17 protein-coding genes and 1 pseudogene are annotated in these 22076 nt (G+C 57.9%); 2 read left to right on the top strand and 16 right to left on the bottom strand.

What is annotated here, in order from left to right; all coding sequences use genetic code 11:
• Positions 1–54: 54 nt before the first annotated feature.
• The 14 genes and pseudogenes from SLH47_RS16675 to SLH47_RS16740 form a co-directional block, all read right to left on the bottom strand.
• Positions 55–2766 carry an AAA family ATPase gene (locus tag SLH47_RS16675; protein WP_320240911.1) on the bottom strand — a complete coding sequence of 904 codons (2712 nt, stop codon included), beginning with the start codon at positions 2764–2766 and terminating at the stop codon, positions 55–57.
• Complete coding sequence (locus tag SLH47_RS16680; protein WP_320240913.1) at positions 2763–3107, bottom strand: plasmid mobilization protein; 345 nt, start codon at positions 3105–3107, stop codon at positions 2763–2765. The genes SLH47_RS16675 and SLH47_RS16680 overlap by 4 nt, the downstream gene beginning before the upstream one ends.
• Before the next feature lie 380 nt (positions 3108–3487).
• Complete coding sequence (locus SLH47_RS16685) at positions 3488–4555, bottom strand: lyase family protein (protein ID WP_320240916.1); 1068 nt, start codon at positions 4553–4555, stop codon at positions 3488–3490.
• Positions 4552–5394, bottom strand: a complete 843-nt coding sequence (locus SLH47_RS16690; protein ID WP_320240917.1) for a 3-keto-5-aminohexanoate cleavage protein — start codon at positions 5392–5394, stop codon at positions 4552–4554. The genes SLH47_RS16685 and SLH47_RS16690 overlap by 4 nt, the downstream gene beginning before the upstream one ends.
• Positions 5387–5932, bottom strand: coding sequence for a protocatechuate 3,4-dioxygenase subunit alpha (pcaG, locus tag SLH47_RS16695; protein ID WP_320240918.1), 546 nt, complete (start codon positions 5930–5932; stop codon positions 5387–5389). The genes SLH47_RS16690 and pcaG overlap by 8 nt, the downstream gene beginning before the upstream one ends.
• Positions 5932–6657 carry a protocatechuate 3,4-dioxygenase subunit beta gene (pcaH, locus tag SLH47_RS16700; RefSeq protein ID WP_320240919.1) on the bottom strand — a complete coding sequence of 242 codons (726 nt, stop codon included), beginning with the start codon at positions 6655–6657 and terminating at the stop codon, positions 5932–5934. Before pcaH ends, pcaG begins: the two co-directional genes overlap by 1 nt.
• Entirely contained in the window at positions 6650–7021 is a 372-nt protein-coding gene (pcaC, locus tag SLH47_RS16705) for a 4-carboxymuconolactone decarboxylase (protein ID WP_320240993.1), read from the bottom strand. Before pcaC ends, pcaH begins: the two co-directional genes overlap by 8 nt.
• Before the next feature lie 30 nt (positions 7022–7051).
• Positions 7052–7798 (bottom strand): annotated as a pseudogene (gene pcaD, locus SLH47_RS16710) (3-oxoadipate enol-lactonase); the annotation flags it as partial.
• A 6-nt stretch (positions 7799–7804) separates the two neighbouring features.
• Complete coding sequence (gene pobA, locus SLH47_RS16715) at positions 7805–8989, bottom strand: 4-hydroxybenzoate 3-monooxygenase (protein ID WP_320240921.1); 1185 nt, start codon at positions 8987–8989, stop codon at positions 7805–7807.
• A gap of 12 nt (positions 8990–9001) precedes the next feature.
• Positions 9002–10384: a TRAP transporter large permease gene (locus SLH47_RS16720; RefSeq protein ID WP_320240923.1), complete on the bottom strand. Its 1383-nt coding sequence runs from the start codon at positions 10382–10384 to the stop codon at positions 9002–9004.
• Positions 10374–10946: a TRAP transporter small permease gene (locus tag SLH47_RS16725; RefSeq protein WP_320240925.1), complete on the bottom strand. Its 573-nt coding sequence runs from the start codon at positions 10944–10946 to the stop codon at positions 10374–10376. Before SLH47_RS16725 ends, SLH47_RS16720 begins: the two co-directional genes overlap by 11 nt.
• A gap of 151 nt (positions 10947–11097) precedes the next feature.
• The gene (locus SLH47_RS16730; protein ID WP_320240927.1) at positions 11098–12147 is read right to left on the bottom strand and encodes a TRAP transporter substrate-binding protein; all 1050 of its coding nucleotides are present in this window, start codon (positions 12145–12147) and stop codon (positions 11098–11100) included.
• Positions 12148–12464: 317 nt separating this feature from the next.
• Positions 12465–13019, bottom strand: a complete 555-nt coding sequence (locus SLH47_RS16735; protein ID WP_320240929.1) for a hypothetical protein — start codon at positions 13017–13019, stop codon at positions 12465–12467.
• A gap of 105 nt (positions 13020–13124) precedes the next feature.
• Complete coding sequence (locus SLH47_RS16740; protein WP_320240930.1) at positions 13125–14150, bottom strand: LysM peptidoglycan-binding domain-containing protein; 1026 nt, start codon at positions 14148–14150, stop codon at positions 13125–13127.
• A 393-nt stretch (positions 14151–14543) separates the two neighbouring features.
• Here SLH47_RS16740 and SLH47_RS16745 point away from each other — a divergent pair, with 393 nt between their 5' ends.
• The gene (locus SLH47_RS16745) at positions 14544–15428 is read left to right on the top strand and encodes a helix-turn-helix domain-containing protein (RefSeq protein WP_320240932.1); all 885 of its coding nucleotides are present in this window, start codon (positions 14544–14546) and stop codon (positions 15426–15428) included.
• A 172-nt stretch (positions 15429–15600) separates the two neighbouring features.
• On the opposite strand, the gene katG is transcribed toward SLH47_RS16745, so the two are convergent.
• Positions 15601–17778: a catalase/peroxidase HPI gene (gene katG / locus SLH47_RS16750; protein ID WP_320240934.1), complete on the bottom strand. Its 2178-nt coding sequence runs from the start codon at positions 17776–17778 to the stop codon at positions 15601–15603.
• A gap of 105 nt (positions 17779–17883) precedes the next feature.
• Here katG and SLH47_RS16755 point away from each other — a divergent pair, with 105 nt between their 5' ends.
• On the top strand, positions 17884–18813 hold the full coding sequence (locus SLH47_RS16755; RefSeq protein ID WP_320240937.1) for a hydrogen peroxide-inducible genes activator: 930 nt from the start codon (positions 17884–17886) through the stop codon (positions 18811–18813).
• Between the two features lie 9 nt (positions 18814–18822).
• Here the strand turns inward: SLH47_RS16755 and SLH47_RS16760 are convergent, their stop codons facing one another.
• On the bottom strand, positions 18823–22071 hold the full coding sequence (locus SLH47_RS16760) for an efflux RND transporter permease subunit (RefSeq protein ID WP_320240939.1): 3249 nt from the start codon (positions 22069–22071) through the stop codon (positions 18823–18825).
• Between the last annotated feature and the right edge of the window lie 5 nt (positions 22072–22076).

Consider the following 22076-nt stretch of genomic DNA (forward strand, 5'->3'; position numbering starts at 1 on the left):
CAAGTTAGCCTTCTCTGCATTTTTATGAATGGCCCCCAAACGGCCATCACAGACTTAACTCATAGATGGCCCATCGCGGTTGCGCGTGCGGGTCGGTTGGATATGGCGTCGTTGTTGTGTCGCCCAGATGGGGCGGTCTCTGGTGTTCACAAACAATCGCATGTCGTCGCGGTGGCGGGTCATGGCGACATAGGCGAGATGGCGGTCCATCGAACGGGAGGCGAGGACATAGGATTGGTCGACTGTGGTTCCTTGTGATTTGTGGATGGTGACGGCAAAGCCATGGTCGAAGCTGCGGAAGTCGGACGGGTTGAAGCAAACAATGCGCTCGTTCTCTCCATCAAGTGCGACAGTGATTTCGCCGTTTTGAGCCTTGGTGACTGTACCGAGCATGCCGTTTTTGACACCGATATCCTTGTCGTTGCGGGTGAAGACGAGACGGTCATGTTCTGCGAAAACACGAGGTCCTGTATCGGTCGAGAATAGGGTTTCCGGCGGCGGGGCGTCAGTCCCGCTGCGTAAGGCGGCCCGGATCGCTTGGTTCAGCGCGTGCACATCTTTGCGCTTATGTGCGAATGCGAGGCGAGACTTAGCAGTTCCATGTGCCGCAACATCCATCGCGTAGGTTTCGACAAGTGCTTCGATGGCATCTGCACGGGTGTCGGATTGGGTGACGGCCTCTCGTTTACGATACGCGTCGACGGCGTTTGATATGTCACCCTTGGCCAAGTCGCGGGATGCCTGTTTTTGCCAGTCCGCCTTTTGACGGTGGATTTCAGTCAGGCGCGCGGTGCCGTGGGTATCGACGATACTCCGGAATGGGGTCCCAGCCTCAATCGGTTGTAACTGGTCAGGATCGCCAACAAGGACCAGTTTCGCACCAATCTCGTTCATCTTGTCAGTGATGCGCGCCATTTGGCGTGTGCCGATCATGCCTGCCTCATCGATCACCAGCACGTCGCCCGGTTTGATGGGCGCGTGGCCGTTTTTCCATGACAGCTCTAGTGAGGCGAGGGTTCGGCTTTGAATGCCTGAAGCACTTTGTAACTCTTCAGCGGCTTTGCCTGCGAGGGCCGCCCCATGCACCGTGATGCCTTGACGTGCCCAGGCGTCATTGGCTGTGGCCAGCATGGTGCTCTTGCCTGCACCTGCAAGACCAACCACCGATGACAACTGTTTTTCGCCGAGCACGTGACGCAAGGCGGCCTGCTGTTCACGGCTCAATTGGCCGCCAAAGGCACTCTTCATCTTTGCGTTCTGCACTCTGACGGCTGACGTTAGGTGATGATTGGCAACGCTGTGCCCGCGCTGTGTCGCCAAAGCCTGTGCGGATCGATCCAAGGTCTTTTCCGCTGCCTGATAGTCTGTGGTGGTAAAGTGCGGTGTGCAGCCATCTTCTGACAGTCTTACCAGTTGCGGCGATGCCATCGTGCGATGCGCCGCGTTTTGCAGTACCATCGGGTCGTCGATCTTTTGCGCCAGCGCCCGCAACACATCGACACGGGTGAAACTGGCTTTTTTCTCGGAGATATGGCCAAGAACCAAATCGGGCTTTGCAATCAATTGCGCGCTGCTCTGCGGCAGCTGATCGTGGTTCAGAACAAGCGTTTGCTTTGGATCGGGTTTGACTTGCGCGTGGAAGGCCGAAGCAAGTCCCTGCCTTTGACCATCTCGGGTGAGCGCGCGTCGCTCTTCCAAGTGCTTAGACACCAGCGCTTGCTGGGCCTCGCGATCGCGGAGCTCAGCGGCCTTTGCATCCTCTGCGATCTTTTCGAGGTTCTTTTGATATTGCCCGGTTGCACGCGAGAGCAAACCGCGCAGACCTTTAGGCAGCCTTGCCCGGCGCGTGGCGAAGTCCGCAACCCGTTGCTGTTCTTGCTGCTGCAACAGAGCGGCACGCTCTTCTCGTTGCGCCGCGACCAGCTTGGCCCGCCGCGCCTCAAAGGCAACATTTTGCGGCTCTACAGATTGCTTTGGTAAGTCACGGGTCTGATGCGCGACCTCATCAACCGACAGCAGCGCTGTCTCAGAGCCGAGCCGGGCGCGCATTTGCTTGGGTTTCACCCCACACCAGCGGGATAGCGACCAGGCCTTGCCTTCGGCATCCACAGCGACAAACCCGCGTCGGTCACCACGCGCCAGGACAAAGCCTTGTTCTTTCAGCGCAGCTTCAAATCCCGCCCGCGAGTCTGAGCTTTCCCAGCAGCCTTGGAACATCGCCTTGAGTGCTTTGGGATCACGCTGCGCACGTTTGGCCTGACCGGCCTCCTGTTGCTGATAATTCAACGGGTCACGCTTGCTGGCATCTTTGAAGCCCTGGGGCATGTCCCAGTCATGAGAGAGATACATTTCCCGCGACAGGCCAAACAGCTTGCGCTTGTAGTGCGGGAGGTTGATTGCCTTCAATTCATGCCCATCGATCCGCGACCAAACGGCATGGGCATGCCGCCGTCCATTCTTCTCGTGAAAGACGATGGCGCGGGGCTGACCCGTCAGTCCAAGTCGCTCCTCGGCCTGACCGACTGCGGCTTCAAATTGGGTGACCGACACGTCTGCATTCGGTGGCGGATTGAATGACAGCGAAAACAGATATTTCTGGCACTTGGTTACGCTCGAGATCGCCTCGGCCTCGGCAAATGCGCCCAGCAAATCGTCAGCAAGGAACCCCCGCAGGGAATGCAGGGTGACGTGGTCATTGTCGCGCGGGTTCATCAGATGCCGCGCAAGTTCCGCCCCATAGCCTCGTTCATTGCCTTTGAGGATCACGACGCCCGCCGTTTCTTCCCAAGACCTTCCAACAATAGCGTGCGGATGGCGGCAAGATGGGCATTCGCCTCGGCGATCTGCGCCTTTTCTGCTTCACCAACCATGAGGGCGCCGATATTGGCGTGATAGGCAAGCTGATTGAGGTTGCTGGCAATCCGCGACTGCCCGAGCAGTGCTAAGGCCTCCGCAACCGTCTTCTTGTCTTGGACCGGCGACTTTGGCCGACTTGCATTTTCCGCAAATACACAGGCCCGCACATAAGCACTGAGCGTCATGCCAGCGGCAAGTTCTTCCAATCGCGTCCGTTCTTCCGGCGTTAGGCGCAGGGTAAGTGGTGACAACGTCGTGCGCCTTTTGCCAGAAGACGCTTTCGCAAACACGGGCTTAACTTTGGGTTCATGTGAGGATGCGAGGCGGGTCATGGCGCTGGCTCCTCAAAGGAAACGCCCAATCCCGGAGTGTCATACTCCTCGGCCGACGCACTTTCCGCCACTTCAGCAAACGCCGCCAACCTGTGGATAACGTCCGGCTCAGCCCGAAGAATCCTGGTCCAGTCTTCCAACTCCGCCAGGATCTGATCGCACTCAGATGGTTCTAGGTTGTTCCGCTCCGGTGCACCATGAAATCAACGACTTAATCAAAGCAACAAAATGAGCAGAACTCTTTATTAGCTAAGTCGCCTTAGCTCCATAAGACGTGACGATGGATGGTCTAATATAGTCTACTGGTCTTTTCGTTCGGATTCCTCAGTCGAGCCGATACAAGTTACCTCTTTAACCAGACACGCCGCCAGTTGGGTTCCTGCGCCAGCCGCAACGCACATTTGGGGCAAGGTGAGCCATTCAAGGAGCCACGCGCGGCCAGAACGGAAACCCTCGTGGCGGGCTGAACGAAGCATCGTTGCAGAGAGTGTCGCGACATAATCCGCCAAGGCGATCAGGGCTTCGGCTTTGACAGGGTTGTTCTTGTGCGGCATCGCCGAGGAGCCGCCGCCCTTGAACGCAATATCACCTGTTCCGGCGACAGCGATCAGGGCCACGTCTTCCCCGATCTTGCCGGTTGCAATCGAAACGCGTGACAGAAGCTGCGCGACCTCAAGAAGAACCGTTCGGTCGGTATGCCAGGCCTTCTCCGGATCCCTTAGCCCGAGATGCCGGGCGAAGGCGACACCCAGTGCGTCGGCTTCGGCATGGTCACGCACACCAATCGGACCACCCCATTGCACGATGCCAATCTTGTTCTGCGCGTCATTGATGTCCGAGATCAGAGCCGAAAGCGGTTGCCGCCACCGGTTGATGACCACGTGGACCGATGTCTCCATCGCGGGCTGCATCCGCGTATAGGCAGTCATGGAGCGGTAGCCGAACGTGTTTTGCTGATCTGTGAGGCGCTGATCAAGCAGGTCCAGTCTTGTACCAAGAAGCGACAGAACCTGCCGCAACGCCAAAACAAGACTGGTATCCACCACATCTTGTGATGTCAGACCTGTATGAACATGGCTGGCCAGATCCGGCCCTACATGCTCTCGCAAAAGGCGCACCAGGGCCGGGATCGGCACGCCATCTTTTGCCATACCTGCTTTCAGGTCACTGGGATCAATCGGCGCGGCTTCGATGGATAGGGCGATGTGTTCAGCATCGGCGTTACCCTCGATTTCGCCCAAGGCACGGGTCCATGCCGCTTCGATCCCTAACAGACGTTGCAACTCTGCCGCGGGCGCGAAAGTCGCAGCCATCTCTTCATCGCCGAGCAGACCGCTCATCCAAGGATGGGTTGCGATGTCGATCATGCGGGGCGCAGGCCCAGAATGTCGCGGGCTTGGCTTGGGGTGGCAACGGGGCGGTCATACTTGGCGCACAACGCTGCCGCCCGCGCGATGAGTGCGGCGTTCGATGGCGCGAGCGTTGACTTGTCGAGCCGCACATTATCCTCAAGTCCCGCACGCGTATGTCCGCCTGCGGCAATCGCCCATTCGTTCACAACAATCTGGGCCGCGCCAATCCCTGCAGCGCACCATTCAGCCTGTGGCGCGCGCGATTGCATCACTTGAACATAGAAGTCAAAGACTTCTTTATCAGCAGGCATCGCGTTCTTCACGCCCATCACGAACTGCACATAGAGCTTCCCAAAAAGAGCGCCGCTGCCATGCATCGCTTGCGCTTGCAGGATATGGCTAAGGTCAAAGGCTTCGATCTCGGGCATGATGTCAAATCGCTGCATCTCCCCCGCCAACCACGCCACCAGATCAGGTGGGTTTTCGTAGACGCGCGTGGGGAAATTGTTCGACCCGACCGAGAGCGAGGCCATGTCGGGCCGCAGCGGCAGCATGCCACCACGTTCCTGTCCCGCGCCAGAGCGCCCGCCGGTCGAGAATTGGACGATCACATCGGGGCAGTGTTTCTCAAGGCCCTCCTTGAGTGCCGCGAACTTATCGGGATCGCTGGATGGGCTTTCGTCCGCATTCCTGACATGGGCGTGAATGATGCTCGCCCCGGCCTCAAACGCCGCGTGGCTGCTTTCGATCTGTTCGCTGACACTGATGGGGACAGCAGGGTTGTCGGCCTTTTTCGGCACGGAGCCGGTGATGGCGCAGCAGAGGATACAAGGCTTACCCGCGACATCAGACATCGAAGAACACCGTCTCGTTTTCGCCTTGAAGGCGAATGGTGTGGGCGTAGCCCGTATCCGTCTGGATCGCCAGCAGAGTTTCGGCGCGTTCACCTGCCAAGGCAAAGACCGGATCGGTGCTATTATCTTCGTCGGGGAAATAGATGCGGGTCGTCAGGCCCAGATTGATGCCGCGTGCCACGATCCAGACGAGGATATGGGGCGCCTGATCGCCGCTGGCACCGGGCTTTAAGGTCTTGAATTGTGCAACGCCAGTGGACAGGTCTGATGGCTGGCGGCCCCAGTTTTGGAACCTGCTAGAAGGCGCATAGCGCCCGTCCGGACCGGCCTGCCAGATTTCGATAAGTGCGTCTTTGACAGGTGCACCTTCACCGTCAAACACCTTGATATCGAGCGTCACTCTCTCGCCGCCCACGGGAACCATGTTTTCGCCCAGCGGTTCGCCCATCCCGCGCGGCTCTAATCCGGCTGCTTTCGGTGCGCAGCCGATATGCACGTAAGGCCCGGCTGTCTGGGACGGGCTTTCCTTTAACGCCATCACGTCCCCTCCATCTGGTTTTCAAAGATCGTCGCATCGCGCCCGCGCAAGACAATATCGAAACGATAGGCGCGGATGTCCATCGGTATGGTCCGCTCCATATCCAGCCTCGCAACAAGGCGATCAATGGCGTCATCAGACGGGATCGATTGGACGATGGGGCATAGCGCGATATGCGGATCACCTTCAAAATACATCTGCGTAATCAGCCTTTGGGCAAACCCGTCACCAAAGACAGAGAAGTGGATATGCGCCGGGCGCCAGTCATTCCCGCCATTTGGCCACGGATATGGCCCGGGCAGAATCGTTCGAAAGCTATAATGACCCTCATCGTCGGTCATGCAGCGCCCGCAGCCACCAAAATTAGCGTCCAGTGGCGCCAGATAGCCATCATTCACATGGCGGTAGCGCCCGCCTGCATTGGCCTGCCACACCTCGATCAGCTTGCCGGGCACGGGGCGGCCATCTTCATCGCGCAATGTGCCATGGATGATAATGCGCGGCCCTTGCGCTGTTTCGCCAGGTGCTGCGTAGTTGGTGATGAGGTCATCATCCAGCGGACCAAGATCGTTTTGACCAAAGGTTGGCCCGGTCAGTTCTGTCTCGGTCTGCGGCATGTGGAGTAGCGGCTGACGCGGCGCGCGCAAATGCGTGGAGCGGTAGCGTTCTGAGAGCGCAGGCGGATGCCAGCTGAGATCGCGGGGTTTGAAGGGGGTGTCAGTCATCAGCGCACATCTCCGCAAGGGTCTGCTTGGCGAGTTTCAGCGCGTGGTTGGCGCGCGGCACACCTGCATAGATCGCGACGTGCTGGAACGCCTCGGCAATGTCGGCTTCGGTCGCACCGGTGCGTCTGGTTGCGCGGATATGCATGGGGATCTCTTCGAAATTCCCCGTGGCGGCGAGAAGTGCGAGGGTCAGCATCGACCGCTCGCGGGCTGCGATGGCGGGGCTGGACCAGACCTGGCCCCATGCGCCAGTTGTAATCAGCGTCTGAAATGCGGCGTCGAGCGTGGTTGTATTGGCCGCGGCCTTGTCGACATGCGCGCCGCCCAGAACGGCGCGTCGGATCGCTGTGCCAGCCTTGTCCATATCTTCTTCGCGTGGATCAAACGCGGCGATTACCTCCGCCAATGCCTCTGGTGCTTCGAGACACGGCAAGTGACCGATGCCGTCCATGATATGCAGTGCAGCGCCGGGGATCGACTGCGAAAGCCCTTCGACCGCATCCACCGGGACAGATTGATCATGGGTCCCGCCAACGCAAAGGACGGGCACCGATATGCTGGCCGCAGCTTCCCGAAGATCCGCATCGCGGATCGCGCGGCAGGCTGCAATATAGCCAGCCTGATCGGTGCGTGTGATCATCGTTTGATGCAATGCCATCCGGTCGCCTTGCGCCGCATAATCCGGACCAAACCAGTTGCCAACGATATCGCCCGCAACAGTCGCCGTCCCATCACGTTCTATGGCGTCGATGCGGGCATTCCAACGTTCGGCGGTTCCGATCTGCGACGCCGTGTTGCACAGCACCGCCCCGCGCACCACGTCAGGGCGGCGCGCAACAAGAACCTGTCCGATCATCCCGCCAATCGACACGCCGCAAAACAGCACGTCTTTGAGACCAAGCAGGTCGATCAACTGACTAACATCTTCCGCCAATCCTTCAATACTGTCCGCAGTACCGCTGCTTTGCCCATGGCCGCGCAAGTCGTATGTCAGAACACCATATCCCCGCGGCAAGGTGGCAATCACCTTGTCCCAGATGCTTTGATCGCTACCCAGTGAATTCGCAAACACGACTGTCCGCCCCAGACCGGGACGGTGCCGATACGCGATTGTGGTGCCATTGATCGTGGCTGCGTCCATCTTGCGCTACTCCAGCGGCAGGCCGACGTAATTCTCGGCAATCGCCTTTGAGGCTGCCTCGGACGAGGCGATATAGTCAAATTCCGCGCGCTGCATCCGTTTCTCAAATGGCGAGTTTTCCGGGAACTGGTGCATCAGGGTGGAAAGTTGCCAGGAAAAACGCTCCACCTTCCAGACCCGCTTCAGCACGGTTTCCGAATAGGTGTCGAGATAGTCATCGTTGCCTGAGGTGTAATGCGCAATCAGCGCGCGCGAGAGCATGCGTATGTCTGCGACGGCAAGGTTCAGACCCTTCGCGCCGGTTGGCGGGACGATATGTGCGGCGTCCCCGGCAAGGAAGAGGTTGCCGTATCGCATTGGTTCGGCAACGAAAGAGCGTAGGGGCGCGATGGACTTTTCAAACGACGGGCCGGTTTGCAGATGGGCGGCGGTGTCAGGGCCCAGACGTGTGGCGAACTCTTCCCAAAACCGGTCATCCGGCCAATCAGACACATCGTCATCGAGATCGCATTGAATGTAGTGACGGCTGCGGGTCTCGGACCGCATGGAGGCCAGCGCGAAACCGCGGCTGTTGTTGGCGTAGATTAACTCGTCGGCGACCGGTGGCTTTTCGACTAGCACACCGAGCCAGCCGAAGGGGTAGACGCGCTCAAACGTCTTGAGCACGTCGGAAGGGATCGCTGCGCGTGACACGCCGCGAAAACCGTCGCAGCCCGCGACATAGTCACAGGATATGACATGCTCCTCCCCGTTCTGGCGAAAGCGGACGCTTGGCGTGTCCGATTTCAGATCGGTCGGAACGACATCTTCGACGTTGAAAAAGAAGACCTGCTCTTGTGCAACGCGTGCATCAAACAGGTCTTTGGTCACTTCGGTCTGGCCATAAACGATCACCGATGTGCCGGTCAGGCCACTTAGGTCGATCCGGTGACGGTTGCCGTCAAAGGCGAGATCAAAGCCGTCATGGACCAGCCCCTCGGCATGCAACCGATCAGCGACGCCTGCTTCTTCCAGCGCCTTCACCGACCCTTGTTCCAGGACGCCCGCGCGAATGCGCCCTTCGATGTAGACGCGATCCCGGCGGTCGAGGATGATCGTGTCGATCCTGGCCTGCGCCAGCAATTGCGCGAGCAACAGCCCACTTGGCCCCGAACCGATGATGCAGACTTGTGTTTTATGTGTATGCGTCACGTGACCCAGCTCCTAAAGAATGCTCGGCAAGTAGAGCGAGAGGATCGGTAGCGCCAACAGCACCCCGACCCGCACGAGTTCAATCGCAAAGAAGGGTGCGACACCGCGGAAGATCACGCCGAGCCCGGTCTTTGGTGAGAAGGATTTGATCACGAAGACGTTCAGGCCGACGGGTGGTGTAATCAGCCCAAGTTCCACGACGATTAGCGCGAGGATACCGAACCATATGCGCAACTCATCGGTTGTCAGGCCAAAGGCGGCATCCTCGGCGCTGACCCATTCGCCGCCGTTCAGCTGGATCAGCACGGGCCAGAAGAAAGGCACGACAACCAGGATCATTGACAGGCTTTCCATGAAACAGCCGAGGATGATGAGGATGATCAGCATCGCCAACAGGATCAGGTATGGGTCCATGGTCGAGGCCGCCGCCCAGTCGCTGAGCGCCGCTGGCAATCCGGTGCGGGCAAAGAACCCTTTCAGGATGTCGGCAGAAAACAGGATGAAGTAGATCATCGAGGCGGTTTTTGCCGTCGCGAGCAACGCAGATTTCAAACGCGCGAAGGTCAGCCCGTCTTCTGAAACAAACCGCAGGATGATCCCATAGATCAGGATGAGAAACACGCCGACGCCTGCAGCGGGTGTGGGCGTGAACAGGCCCATGCCCAGCCCAAGGATGATTGAGCCGAAGATCAAGCCGACGGGGATCAGCCGGCGGATGGCGCGACGCGTCTGCTCTTCACTTAACGGTTCGGGATCGGGGGCAAGGTCGGGGTTTCGCGCGAGCCGGAACCGAACGACGATCAGAAAGAAGATTACCGCCAGGATGCCAGGGATGATCGCGGCCTGAAACATCTCGATAATCGGTGCCTCAACGACGATGGCATAGATCACCAGCGCCACTGAAGGCGGGATCAGGATGCCCAACGTACCGCCAGCGGCAAGGACACCGGTCGACAGCCCTTCATTGTAGTTGAGCCGTCGTAACTCCGGCAGTGCGACCCGGCTCATTGTGGATGCCGTTGCGATGGATGATCCGCTGACCGCACCGAAGCCTGCACAGGCCAGGATTGTTGCCATGGCGACACCACCACGGATCTTGCGTGTCAGCGCGCTGAGCCCTTGGAACAGGTCTCGGCTCAGGCCCGTTTCAGCGGCCAGAAAGCCCATCAGAACAAAAAGCGGCACAACTGACAGATCGTAGTTGGCTACCGAGTTCCACAGCGCAGTTTTGAACTGCTGCAGATACGGGACGAACCGGATGAAGGGGGACACAAGGCTCAGCACCCATGTCCCGATAATGCCGGTCAGCAGCATGGCGAGTGCTACGGGAATGCGCAACATGATCAGAAAGAACAGCGCCACCAACCCGTAGACGCCGATGAGTTCACGCTCCATCAGGGATCTCCACAGGTGTGATAACGTCAAGGATCGCCGCCGCCGCCCAAAGAAGGCAGGAGATCACGGCGAACGGCATGAATATCCAGACAGGCCAACCCAGAACAGTTGTTTCGATCCGGTCGGCGCGCACCTGCAGCGTGCCTTGCGCGAGCATCCACGCCATCCAGACCAGCAGCGTCGCAAGGGCGATGCCCGACAAGATGGCAACGACCCGGTTCGCCCATAAAGGTGCATATTGCATCACCACGTCGACGGCGGCGTGCGCACGGTAAAGCTGTGCATAGGGAAACATCATCATGGCGGCCACGCCCACGATCATCTGGACCGCATCCTCATAGCCGGGCAAACCAGACACGTTTTCACCCCAGATCCGCGCAATTGCATTGGCCGTGAAACCGGCGGCGTTCACTGCGGTGATCAAAACAATCAGGATAAGCAGCGCACCACCTAAGAGCGCCCATCCATGGATCAGTCGGATCAGAAGTTGCTTTGCGGCCACTTTCATTGCCTCAGTCTGTTCAGGGGTGAGGGCAGCGGAACAGGCTTTCGACCGTTCCATGGCCCGCAGGATAAGTGCCGGCGCAGGATGTATCGCGCCGGAACTGACTTTTCATAAACTTCGCTTTGCCTTTGATCCGGTCTGGAAAAGCCCGTTCGTTATGGAGAACTGGCGTTTGGGTTCTAAGACCGGATCAGCTTAGTCCAAAGCCTTACTGCTGTAGCTGTCTGGTGTATTCTGCGATCATCGTACGTGCGCTACCAAGCAAGGCTTCGGCATCGATACCAACAATTGCGGCTTCTTCGACCCAGCGTTGAACTGTCGCATCGAATGGTGCGTTGAACTCAGCCGTTGCTTCAGGCGTCATCTGCGTCACCTCGTTTCCAGCATCCAAAGCGCGCTGAATGCCAACGGGTTCGATGTTGTTCCAGGCCTCACCCATCTCGGCAGCGATTGCGGCACCGGAGTGATCATCGATGATCTGCTGCAGATCTTCGGGCAGAGAGTTGTAGGCATCAAGGTTCATCGCAAACAGGAATGTCGCCGTCCCAAATCGCGCGCCATCGGCCATCTCAACCGATGCGGATGTCAGATCGGCCAGTCCAAGTGGGATCGCGACCTCAAAAGGAACGAGCCCAGCATCGACCGTGCCGCGTGACAAGGCCTGGGGCAGTGCGGGCACAGGCATACCAACCGGTTCGGCCCCCAGTTCTTCAACCATCCAAGCACCCGTGCGCGAGGGGCTGCGAATTTTCAGACCCTGGAAATCGGCCAGCGTGTTGACAGTCCCGTCGCCGAAGTGAAGTGCGTTACCGGCGTGCACATGTACGAGAAGCGGATGAATATCCACATAATCAGGCCGCAGGATCTCCATCAAATCCTGAATAGCCAGGTTTGTCGCCCGTGCATCGCTCAGATGAATGCCTGGAAGTTCAAAGACTTCGGTGCGGGGGAATGTGCCGGGCGTATAGCCAGGCACTGTCCATACGATATCGGCAACACCATCGCGCACCTGGCTGTAAAGCTCTGGTGGTGACCCACCGAGCGACATCGCCGGAAAAATCTCAAAAGCGATGCGACCGTTCGAGGCCTCTTCGATAGACTGGGCCCAGGGTTCAATCAGCATTTGCTGCGCTGGCGCTTGCGGGCTCAGGAAGTGGTGGATCGAGAACGTGAATTCTTGTGCATCAGCTGCGGTAGACAGAGCAAATGCCGCCAAACTGGCATTTGCCCAGACAGCCAAGCGTTTCAAAATATTCATCTTTTTCTCCATGATATTTGTCGTCATGATTGCGTCGCAATCTAGTTTCGGAGTTGCTGCAGCAAAGCTGCAAAGATTTTCCCGTCTTTCCATTCTATGTCATGCGCATCGCGCAGGCACCGCTGATAGAACGCCACGACCACATGACGTCTCTAAAGTTTTGGCCGCCGAAAGGGACGATAATTTGGCAAAGTTAAGGTCCACTTCTCATTCCTCAAAGGTTTGATCATGTTGCATTCCGTTTCTTCGAGCAGCTTGATTGGCAGCAAAAGCGGAAAGTCCACCTCTGCAGAGCTTCCAATCAAGCGGGACTAGCCTTAAGGACATGCATCACCGCGACATTCAAACGTGCTTGCATCTACACGCATTTGGCCAAGTTGATCGACATCGACAATGTAAGCCCCGTCTTCCACGCGCACCAATTCCCCCTCAATCGTCGTTGTGCCACTTACCAGTGAGACGTCTCTGCTGACCGGTTGCGGCGGGGCGACACAGCCCACGCCTTCACATGTCGCCAGGCTGGCACTGATCCGTATCTCACCGATATCGGTTGCCAGGACATACTCGTCATCCACAAAGTCGATAACATTGCCCGACACGTTGAAGGTTCCGTCCAAAGCAGTCAGTGTAACGGGCGCCGGCGGCACCTCGAGCGCTGTGCCCTCAGGGCATGCGACCCCGATACAAGAAACGTCCTGTGCCGGGATTGCTATCAGTCCGACAGATGCCTGCACGCGAAAGATACCATTGCTGAACTCGACAAGCTCTCCGGACACACCGCTGCCGTCATCATACTTCAACGTGATCTGGTTGGTGCTTTGCGCCACACCTGTTGTGGCCAAAAGCGTAAGTGCCAGAATTGTTGGTCGCATCACTGAACCTCTAACTCGTGCTTTGCGCGATTGCTCGCCGTCGTCCCTTGTGCGCCATGTGCTGTGCTTGGGGCACAGGCGACGATGTTGAGAACCCGACAACATTTACCCGCCACTTTGGCGAAACTCGCTCATATGACGTCGCACGGTCTGGAACCAAAGACCTGATTCTTTGATGTTTTTGAGGCCACTATTGATCGAAGCCAGAATGACGTCGCTGCGTGGATTGTCCTTCGCGACGGTGGCATGAAAGAAGTCGATGTAAGACAAGTTTTCGTGCAGCTGAATATCGCCTGCCGCGTCCAATGCTCTGATACGGATATCAGCGATTTCAATCGCAACCAGCGCCATGTCAGCATCACCCGACAACACATAATCAATGCAGGTTGCGGCATCTGGTGCGCGCACCACGTCGATACTCGGCTCTGCCAAACCGACGGCCTCAAGAGGAACCAGTGTATAGTCCTCTGCGCGGCAAATCGCTTTGCCTGCTAATTGCTGATGATCGGTATATTCAGGGTCGCTCGCCGCAGAATAATAGCCAAAGACCTCTTCATACATCGGATCACTGAATTCAAAGTTGTCGCAAAGGAACTCTGATTCCGTGCCGAGCTGCGAAGAATCTGCGCAGTCGGGTTGAAGTTGGCCTATGCTCACATCATACGACCGTTTTGTGATTAGTGGGTCAAGATGCGCGCCGATATCGTTGATGAAGTCAATTTCGTAATCAACGTCATCGTCCGAGTTCACCATCGCGAGTTCAATGATCTCGGTCAGCAAGCCACCTTGCGCGTCATCCTCGTCGAGAAACGGCCGCCAGCCTGTCGCTGTCACAACGCGAATAGCCGCGTCATCTGCCGGGTCAGAGGTTGATGAAGCGACAGAGGCACTTGTCGTTCTTAGCGTGGCGCCAGACCCATCCAAACACGGGATGTAGAACCGCTGCCCAATACGAATAATGCCAGGATTTGGCCCGATCACATCGCGATTGGCCTCGTAGATGACAGAGAAGCTATTCAGATTGCCGTAAGCGCGCTGCGCAATTCCCGAAAGAAAGTCACCCGCCTGCACGGTGTATTCTGTATCGCAACTGATGCTTTGCGCGCTAGCTGATGCAGCGAACAGGCTCATTGCTGATCCGGCCACCAAGACTGACAGATTTCGCATTTGGTCAAACCTCATGACATTTAGTTAATGGTCTTGTTTGAGAGGGTTTTCATAAACGGAGATTGCATCGGCAAAGTGATCACGCCGGTCCTTTTGCATTGAACAACACGTTACCGAAGACACTCATTCAAACCAGCTGCTGTGTACGAGGATACAATCCGCGCGTTTAGCAAGCACATGGGGCCAATCAAGCGGCCCCATCAGCCACTGGTTTATACTCATCACAGGGTCTCTGATCCTCCCAAGGATGTCGACCACGATATCTCTCGGCAGTCGCTTAAAAAGAGACATTTCGAGCAAATCATTGTACTATCCAATCATTCTCTTAATAATCCGCTCCAAGAAGAACACAGGCACATGAACCGAAGCATCCCGAGTTATGAGCTCTACGGCGACCTCGTTGCGGGGCGTGCGCCAGATCCCATCCACCTCGAGCAAATCCGAGAGCGGAGCATCAAACATGACTGGACGATTGGCGTTCACAGTCACAGACGGCTTGCGCAGATTTTTTTGTTCCGGTCGCCAGGGGTTTACCTCACAGTCGGTGAGGTTACGCATTTCACGACCCATCCGACATTGTTAGTGGTCACTCCAGGCATTCAACATGGATTTCGGTTTTCCGAGGACGTTGTAGGCGATGTCCTGAGTATCCGCGTCGATGCTGCAAGTGATTTGCGGCGAGATTGCTTCGCCGCATTCGAAACCCCGACAAGTGCCGTTTTCTCTCGGCCCGATACACCGCATTTCGACGACATCGTTGTACTTTTCGATCAGCTTCGCGATGCCTATCACGGACTGGGCAACAACCGCGTTGAGATCATGGAAACTCTTGTCGATCTCATCACGCTTTATCTTGCGGGTGATCAGTCCAGTCTCGCATCGCCAATTGCGGCGAAGGTAACGGGTCCACTTGGGCGACAAGTTGTTCAGGCCCAAGCTTTCTGCGCGCTGCTTGAGGAAAGCTATCGCCAGCCTTGGACGGTGGCACACTACGCATCGCGCATGGGGCTATCCGCCTCTCATCTCACCCGCATTTGTCGTGCGGTGCTTGATGCGCCGCCAAACGCCCTCGTCCGGCAGCGGCGCATTCTGGAAGCAAAGCGGCTGTTGGAATACACGCCATTACCCCTCTCGGAAATCGCGCATCGCAGCGGGTTCCGCGACACGGCTTTCTTCAGCCGCACGTTCAAGGTTTTCGTCGGCGTCTCACCGAACGCGTTTCGCTCCAATATGGATCGATAGGACAGGACGATACTGTCGAGCACCTTCCGTGTCTTCGACAAGGCATCAGATGAGATGTGCTCAGGCCTTAGAGAACCGGCGGTAATGCGCGCCTATGTCTCTTCACACGCTCCGCGTGGAAACGTCGAATCTGGCTGGCGCAACATCATTGATGCTGCGCCAGCGTTAATCATCAGGCCAGGACGTCGAACCGGTCATTCATCATGACCTTGGTCCAGGCCGCCACAAAGTCGCGCACGAACTTCTCGGCGTTGTCGTCCTGTGCGTAGACCTCGGCATACCCACGCAGGATGGAGTTGGATCCGAATACGAGGTCAGCACTTGTTGCGGTGAACTTTACCTCGCCGGTCTTGCGGTCGCGCAGTTCATATGTGCCACCATCCACCGGATGCCAGGACATCGCCATATCCGTCAGGTTGACGAAAAAGTCGGTTGTCAATGCACCCACGCGGTCCGTGAAAACGCCCAAGGCTGAACCACCATGGTTCGCCCCCAACACACGCATCCCGCCAACGAGAACCGTCATTTCCGAAGCCGTCAAGCCAAGAAGTTGCGCGCGGTCCAACATCATCGCCTCAGGCGAGACGCCATATGCCGCTTTCTGCCAGTTCCGGAAACCGTCGGCCAAGGGCTCCAGCACTGAGAAGCTGTCAGCGTCGGTCTGATCGTCGCTGGCGTCACCACGACCGGGGGAGAACGGGACAGCCACGTCAAAGCCAGCGGCCTTGATCGCCTGTTCCAGCCCTACATTGCCCGTGAGGACGATGACGTCGGCCACGGAAGCGCCGGCATCTGCCGCGATTGGTTCCAGAATACCCAGTACCTTTGCCAACCGTGCAGGCTCATTGCCTTCCCAGTCTTTCTGGGGCGCAAGGCGAATGCGTGCACCATTGGCGCCGCCGCGCTTGTCAGAGCCGCGATAGGTCCGGGCGCTGTCCCATGCGGTGGCGATCATCTCAGCTGCGCTCAGCCCGCTATCGGCGATATTAGCCTTGAGCGCGTCCACATCGTAGCTGGTTGAGCTCGCTGGGATCGGGTCTTGCCAGATCAAGTCCTCGGCAGGCACATCAGGCCCGTAATAGTTGGCACGCGGCCCCATATCGCGATGGGTAAGCTTGAACCAGGCACGGCCAAACGTATCAGCGAAGTATTCGGGATCAGCACGGAAGCGCTGGCAGATTTCGTTGTAGACCGGGTCAACCTTCATTGCCATATCGGCATCTGTCATCATCGGCTTGGCGCGCTTGGACGGATCGGTCGGGTCGACCGGCATTTCGTCTTCCGGCATATCAACCGGCTGCCACTGGTTCGCCCCGGCAGGCGATTTCGTCAATTCCCATTCATAGCCGAAGAGGTAATCGAAATACCCCATGTCCCACTTCGTCGGTTCTTTGGTCCAGGCGCCTTCGATGCCGGAGGTGAATGCATTGGCCGCCTTGCCGTCATGGCCTGGGTTCGCCCAGCCAAAGCCTTGTGTGTGGACGGGGCACCCTTCAGGCTCTGCGCCGATCTGATCATGCGCGCCGCCGCCATGGGCCTTGCCGACGGTGTGGCCACCGCACGTCAGCGCGGCCGTTTCCTCGTCATTCATCGCCATCCGCGCAAACGTCTCGCGCACATGCAAAGCGGTTTTCGCCGGATCGGGATTGCCGTTCACACCTTCTGGGTTCACGTAGATCAGACCCATATGCACGGCGGCCAGCGGGTTCTCCATCGTCGACGGCGTCTCCAGATCGCCGTAACGCAGCTCTGATGGGGCGAGCCATTCACTCTCTGACCCCCAGTAGACGTCCTTTTCAGGGCCCCAGATGTCTTCACGACCAAAGCCGAAGCCAAAGGTCTTCAGCCCCATGGATTCGTAAGCCACATTGCCCGCAAGGATGATCAGGTCCGCCCATGACAGCGCATTGCCGTACTTCTTCTTGACCGGCCACAGCAGGCGGCGCGCCTTGTCGAGGCTGGCGTTATCAGGCCAGGAATTCAAGGGCGCGAAACGGATATTACCGGACCCGGCGCCGCCGCGCCCGTCGCCCATCCGATACGACCCGGCAGAGTGCCACGCCAGCCGGATCATCAGGCCGCCATAATGGCCCCAATCGGCCGGCCACCAATCCTGACTGTCTTCCATCAGCGCGGTCAGGTCGTTTTTGACGCCCTCATAGTCCAACCCTTTGACCGCCTCGCGATGATCGTAATCCGGGTCCATGGGGTTCGTGCGCAGATCATGCTGATGCAAGATGTCGAGGTTCAGCGCATCTGGCCACCATTTGGTAACCGCGTTATCCATGCCGGTATTGCCACCATGCATGACTGGGCAACCGGTGCCTGGGGGGGTGTTGCTTCCGTCCATGTCGGATCTCCTGCGAGTAGGTTTTCGTGGGTGATGACGCCGGGTTAAGCGAGAATCGCGATTTATTCCAATTTATTCTTCTAAAGTCCGTGATAAGCTGCACTTATGATTGGCGTCACGCTCAGACATATGCGTTATTTCTCGGCCCTGGCCGCCCACCGGCATTTCGGGCGAGCCGCAGAGGCCTGCGCAATCTCGCAACCCGCCCTGTCGTTACAGATCAAGGAACTTGAAGAAATGCTGGGTGCACCACTCGTGGAGCGCACCGCGCGGCAGATGCATCTGACAACCTTGGGTGAAGATTTTTTGGAGCGGATTCAGGATATTCTGGTCCGCGTCGATGACCTAGAACAGTTGGTTCGCTCGTCCAAGGATGGGCTGACAGGCAGGTTACGCTTAGGCATTATCCCGACGGTCGCACCCTATCTGCTGCCACGTGTGATCCAGACACTGGGGGAACGTTTTCCCGATGTCGAAATCGAACCGCGCGAGTCTGTCACGCAATCACTGGTCGATGGGTTGCTCTCGTCACAGTTGGATATCGCGATCCTTGCGCTTCCCATCTCGGACCCGGCCTTGCGGGAATTCGCACTGTTTGACGAAGAGTTCTACCTCGTACGCCCGCAATCGGAGGCCGATGCCCCAGTCCCCAGCGCCGCGAGCCTTGAGGCGATGCGCCTGTTGTTGCTCGAAGAAGGGCATTGCTTTCGCGATCAGGCACTGTCTTTTTGCGAGATGTCGGGGGCGAGGCCGAAGCACATCATGGAGGGCAGTTCGCTATCCACGCTCGTGCAGATGGTGGGTGCCGGGATTGGTGCAACACTGATCCCGGAAATGGCGTTGGATTATGAAACCCGCTCAGCCGAGGTCTGCGTTGCGCGTTTTCAGGGCCAGAGGCCACGTCGCACAATTGGGATGATCTGGCGGAAGGCCAGCCCGTTGGGCGAGCAGTTTATGACCATTGGCGCGTCCATTCGCACATTGGCCGAAGCGGGCCAAAAGAAGCGGACCCCTTCGGTTTCCGCTGCCATCTGACCGCTATCGCTATTCTGCGGCTTTGAGGATAAGCGGCCCCTCGCCCTCAACCGACTTGCGCGCCACCATTTCCTGTAAAGGATCATCAGACGCTTTTGCGGGCGAGAAGCCCTTTGCGACCACCTGAAATGCTGTTGAGACATAATGCACGAGCATGAACACAGCCGGGATTGCGAAGATGATGACGCCGGTTCCGAGCAACACCCCATAGCCAATCGAAACCGCCAGCGGGATCAGGAATTGCGCCTGCAACGACGTCTCCATGATCAGCGGATAGACACCCAGGAATGTGGTCACCGAGGTCAAAAGGATTGGCCGGAACCGGTCCTTAGTCCCTTCGACAACAGCGTCCTTCACTGCGTAGCCGCGCGCCAGATACTCGTTGTAAAGGTCGATCATCACGAGGCTGTTGTTGATCACCACACCAGCCAGCCCGATGATCCCAAAGAAACTGAGAAGACCGAGCGGGATGCCGAGGATCAGGTGCCCGGTGACGGCTCCGATCAGGCCAAGCGGTATGGCCAGCATCACTACAATTGGCTGCACAAAGCTGCGGAAGACCAAGGCCAGTAGGGCGAAGATGACAAAGAGCGCAATCGCCAGCGCCTGTCCCAGTGCCGCCTGCGCATCACCTTGCGTCTCCTGCTCGCCACCAAAGCTCGCGTTCAGACCTGGATTTGCGGCCAGCAACGGCGGCAGTAACTCTTCGCGGATAATGCGGTTCGCCTCACCATTGGTGATGATGCTTTCATCGACGTCAGCCGTCACCGTGGTGACGCGCCGCCCGTTCTGACGCAGGATTTCGGACGGCGAGAGACCCTCAACCAGCGTCGCCACGGTGGAAAGCGGAATCAGGTCCCCGGACGGGGTGGCGATCCGGGTATCGAGCAAGTCATAAAGGCTGTCGCGATCCTCGGACGGGAAGCGCACCATGACCGACACATTGTCCTGCCCACGCTGCACGCTCGTCGCCTCGATCCCGAAGAAACCATTGCGCGTTTGTACCGCGAGGTCCTGCAAGGTGAGCCCATAAAGCCGCGCTTCAGGTTTCAGTTCCAGCTTGTATTCCAGCTTGCCTGATGAATTGTCGTCAAGGATCTGGAACACGCCCGGGATCGCACCCAGACCCGCGCGCAACTCCTCCACGATGGGTGAAATGTCTTCCTCGCCCGGCAGCGAAAGTTCCACCGCAATGGCATCACCCGCATCGACCAGAGAGGATGAGATGGTGAGCGTGTTGACACCCGCAATCTGGCCTACTTCTTCGCGCCAGAGCGCCTCAAAGGCGGCGGTTTCCCAGTCTCTGGAAGACGCCTCGGTGACCTCGACCACCACCTGCGCCAAGGTTGGGGCAACCGGTGCGGCCTCACCAGTGGGGCCGCCGCCGCCCGCGCCGATACCCACGACGATGTATTGACCGATTACCACGTCGGGCGCGCCCGCGGGCAGCGTTTCCTGCAGCCTGTCACCTGCGCGAATAGCCGCAACCCGCAGGTCTTCGGCAACCGCTTCGGTGCGCTGGAACGTTGTGCCATCGGTCATCTCAACGGCTGCGGTCACGAACTCGCCCTGAATTTCAGGAAAGAAGCTGAACCGGACATAGCCATGCGCGATCAGCGCGACGGTCAGGGTCATCAGCGCGACAACCGCAGCAATCGGGATGAAAATCCGGTTCACGCAAAACCGCAGCATCGCGTCGAGCGGATAGCGGATGAACCATTTCAGGCCAGTATCAATCACATGGCGGATCGCCCCGATAAAACGGAACACGAGGTTCGGCTTGTAATCCGGCCCGATATCAAGGTTTGACAGGTTACGTGGCAGGATCAAGAGCGCCTGCAGCAGTGACAGTGACAAGACAATCATCACAACTGTCGGGATGTCGCCCAGGAACGAGCCCAAGGGTGCTGGCATCTGCAAGAGCGGCCAGAAGGCGACCAGTGTCGTCAGGGTTGAAAAGATGACCGGTACAGCAATCCGCTGCGTCCCGCGAACCGCAGCCTGCACAGGGGACAGGCCCTTTTCCCCGTTCTTGTAGATGTTCTCAGACACCACAATTGCGTTGTCCACCACGATCCCGATGGCGAGGATGAAGCCGAAAAGCGAGATCATGTTGATGGACATGCCCATCGCGCCCATTACGATGAATGTGGCGGCAAAGCTGATCCCGATGCCCATCGCGGACCAGAAGGCAAGACGGACGTCGAGAAACAGTGCCAGACACAAGATCACAAGTGACAAGCCGATCACGGCGTTTTTCGTCAAAAGGTCGATGCGCGACTGAAGCTGCGTGGCTTCATTCTGCCAGATCGTGGCCTCGATCCCCTCTTCCAGTGAGGGGCGGAACGAGGTTTGCAGATGCTCTTGCGCCACTTCCACAATACGCAGGATCTGCTCGTCCCCGACCCGGTAGACATTCACAGAAACCGAAGGGTCGCCGTTGAAAGAGGATGACAAATCACTGTCTTCAAACCCGTCGCTGACCGTCGCGATGTCACGCAGGAAAACCTGTGCACCTGTTCCGCTTGTGCGGATCACGATGTTCTCAAAGTCTGTCCGTGTGTAGTTGCGCCCCAGCGTACGAATGGGGATCGAGACGCTGTCGGTCTCAATAGACCCACCCGGCAGCTCCAATGAGTTTACGCCGACAATCTGCGCCACTTCGCCAAGTGTCAGGCCATAGGCGCGCAAGGTATCGCGGTTAATCTCGATGCTGATTTCGTAGTCGCGAATATTGGCGACTTCGACGAAAGATATCCCGTCGAGTGCGGCAAGCTCATCCTTCAGACGCCGCGCCTCTTCCTTCAGAACCTGTTCGCTGGCCGCACCATGGACCGCGATTTCAAGTACCCGCGTCGAATTGTCGGACCGGACGACAACAGGTTCCTCGGCATCCTCGGGAAAGACGTCGATCCCATCGATCTCGGTTTTCACCTCATCGAGCTTGGTTTCGATATCCTCGCCATCAAGGAAGGTGACGGTCACACCGCCCCGCCCCTCCGAGATATTGGCCGTCACGTCATCGATACCATCAACACCGCTGAGTTCATCCTCAATCGGGCGCACGATGCTGTCCTGTATCTCGGACGGCGACGCACCGGGATAACTGACCGAGATCGAAACAGAGTCGAGCGCAAATTCGGGAAACGTCTTTTGCGGCAGGTTAGCGGCTGTCACTCCGCCAAGCCCGACCAACAGGATCATGGCCAGCCAAGCGGCGACGGGATGTTCAGTCATCCATTTGATCGCGGCATTCATGATGC

The organism is Cognatiyoonia sp. IB215182 (assembly GCF_033963905.1).
Lineage (GTDB): Bacteria > Pseudomonadota > Alphaproteobacteria > Rhodobacterales > Rhodobacteraceae > Yoonia.

Excerpts from the sequence above, each read along its gene's own strand:
- SLH47_RS16685 (WP_320240916.1), bottom strand. The coding sequence starts at position 4,555 with ATGATCGACATCGCAACCCATCCTTGGATGAGCGGTCTGCTCGGCGAT.
- SLH47_RS16690 (WP_320240917.1), bottom strand. The coding sequence starts at position 5,394 with ATGTCTGATGTCGCGGGTAAGCCTTGTATCCTCTGCTGCGCCATCACC.
- pcaG (WP_320240918.1), bottom strand. The coding sequence starts at position 5,932 with ATGGCGTTAAAGGAAAGCCCGTCCCAGACAGCCGGGCCTTACGTGCAT.
- pcaH (WP_320240919.1), bottom strand. The coding sequence starts at position 6,657 with ATGACTGACACCCCCTTCAAACCCCGCGATCTCAGCTGGCATCCGCCT.
- pcaC (WP_320240993.1), bottom strand. The coding sequence starts at position 7,021 with ATGGACAAGGCTGGCACAGCGATCCGACGCGCCGTTCTGGGCGGCGCG.
- SLH47_RS16720 (WP_320240923.1), bottom strand. The coding sequence starts at position 10,384 with ATGGAGCGTGAACTCATCGGCGTCTACGGGTTGGTGGCGCTGTTCTTT.
- SLH47_RS16725 (WP_320240925.1), bottom strand. The coding sequence starts at position 10,946 with ATGGAACGGTCGAAAGCCTGTTCCGCTGCCCTCACCCCTGAACAGACT.
- SLH47_RS16730 (WP_320240927.1), bottom strand. The coding sequence starts at position 12,147 with ATGAATATTTTGAAACGCTTGGCTGTCTGGGCAAATGCCAGTTTGGCG.
- SLH47_RS16735 (WP_320240929.1), bottom strand. The coding sequence starts at position 13,019 with ATGCGACCAACAATTCTGGCACTTACGCTTTTGGCCACAACAGGTGTG.
- SLH47_RS16740 (WP_320240930.1), bottom strand. The coding sequence starts at position 14,150 with ATGAGCCTGTTCGCTGCATCAGCTAGCGCGCAAAGCATCAGTTGCGAT.
- SLH47_RS16745 (WP_320240932.1), top strand. The coding sequence starts at position 14,544 with ATGAACCGAAGCATCCCGAGTTATGAGCTCTACGGCGACCTCGTTGCG.
- katG (WP_320240934.1), bottom strand. The coding sequence starts at position 17,778 with ATGGACGGAAGCAACACCCCCCCAGGCACCGGTTGCCCAGTCATGCAT.
- SLH47_RS16755 (WP_320240937.1), top strand. The coding sequence starts at position 17,884 with ATGATTGGCGTCACGCTCAGACATATGCGTTATTTCTCGGCCCTGGCC.
- SLH47_RS16760 (WP_320240939.1), bottom strand. The coding sequence starts at position 22,071 with ATGAATGCCGCGATCAAATGGATGACTGAACATCCCGTCGCCGCTTGG.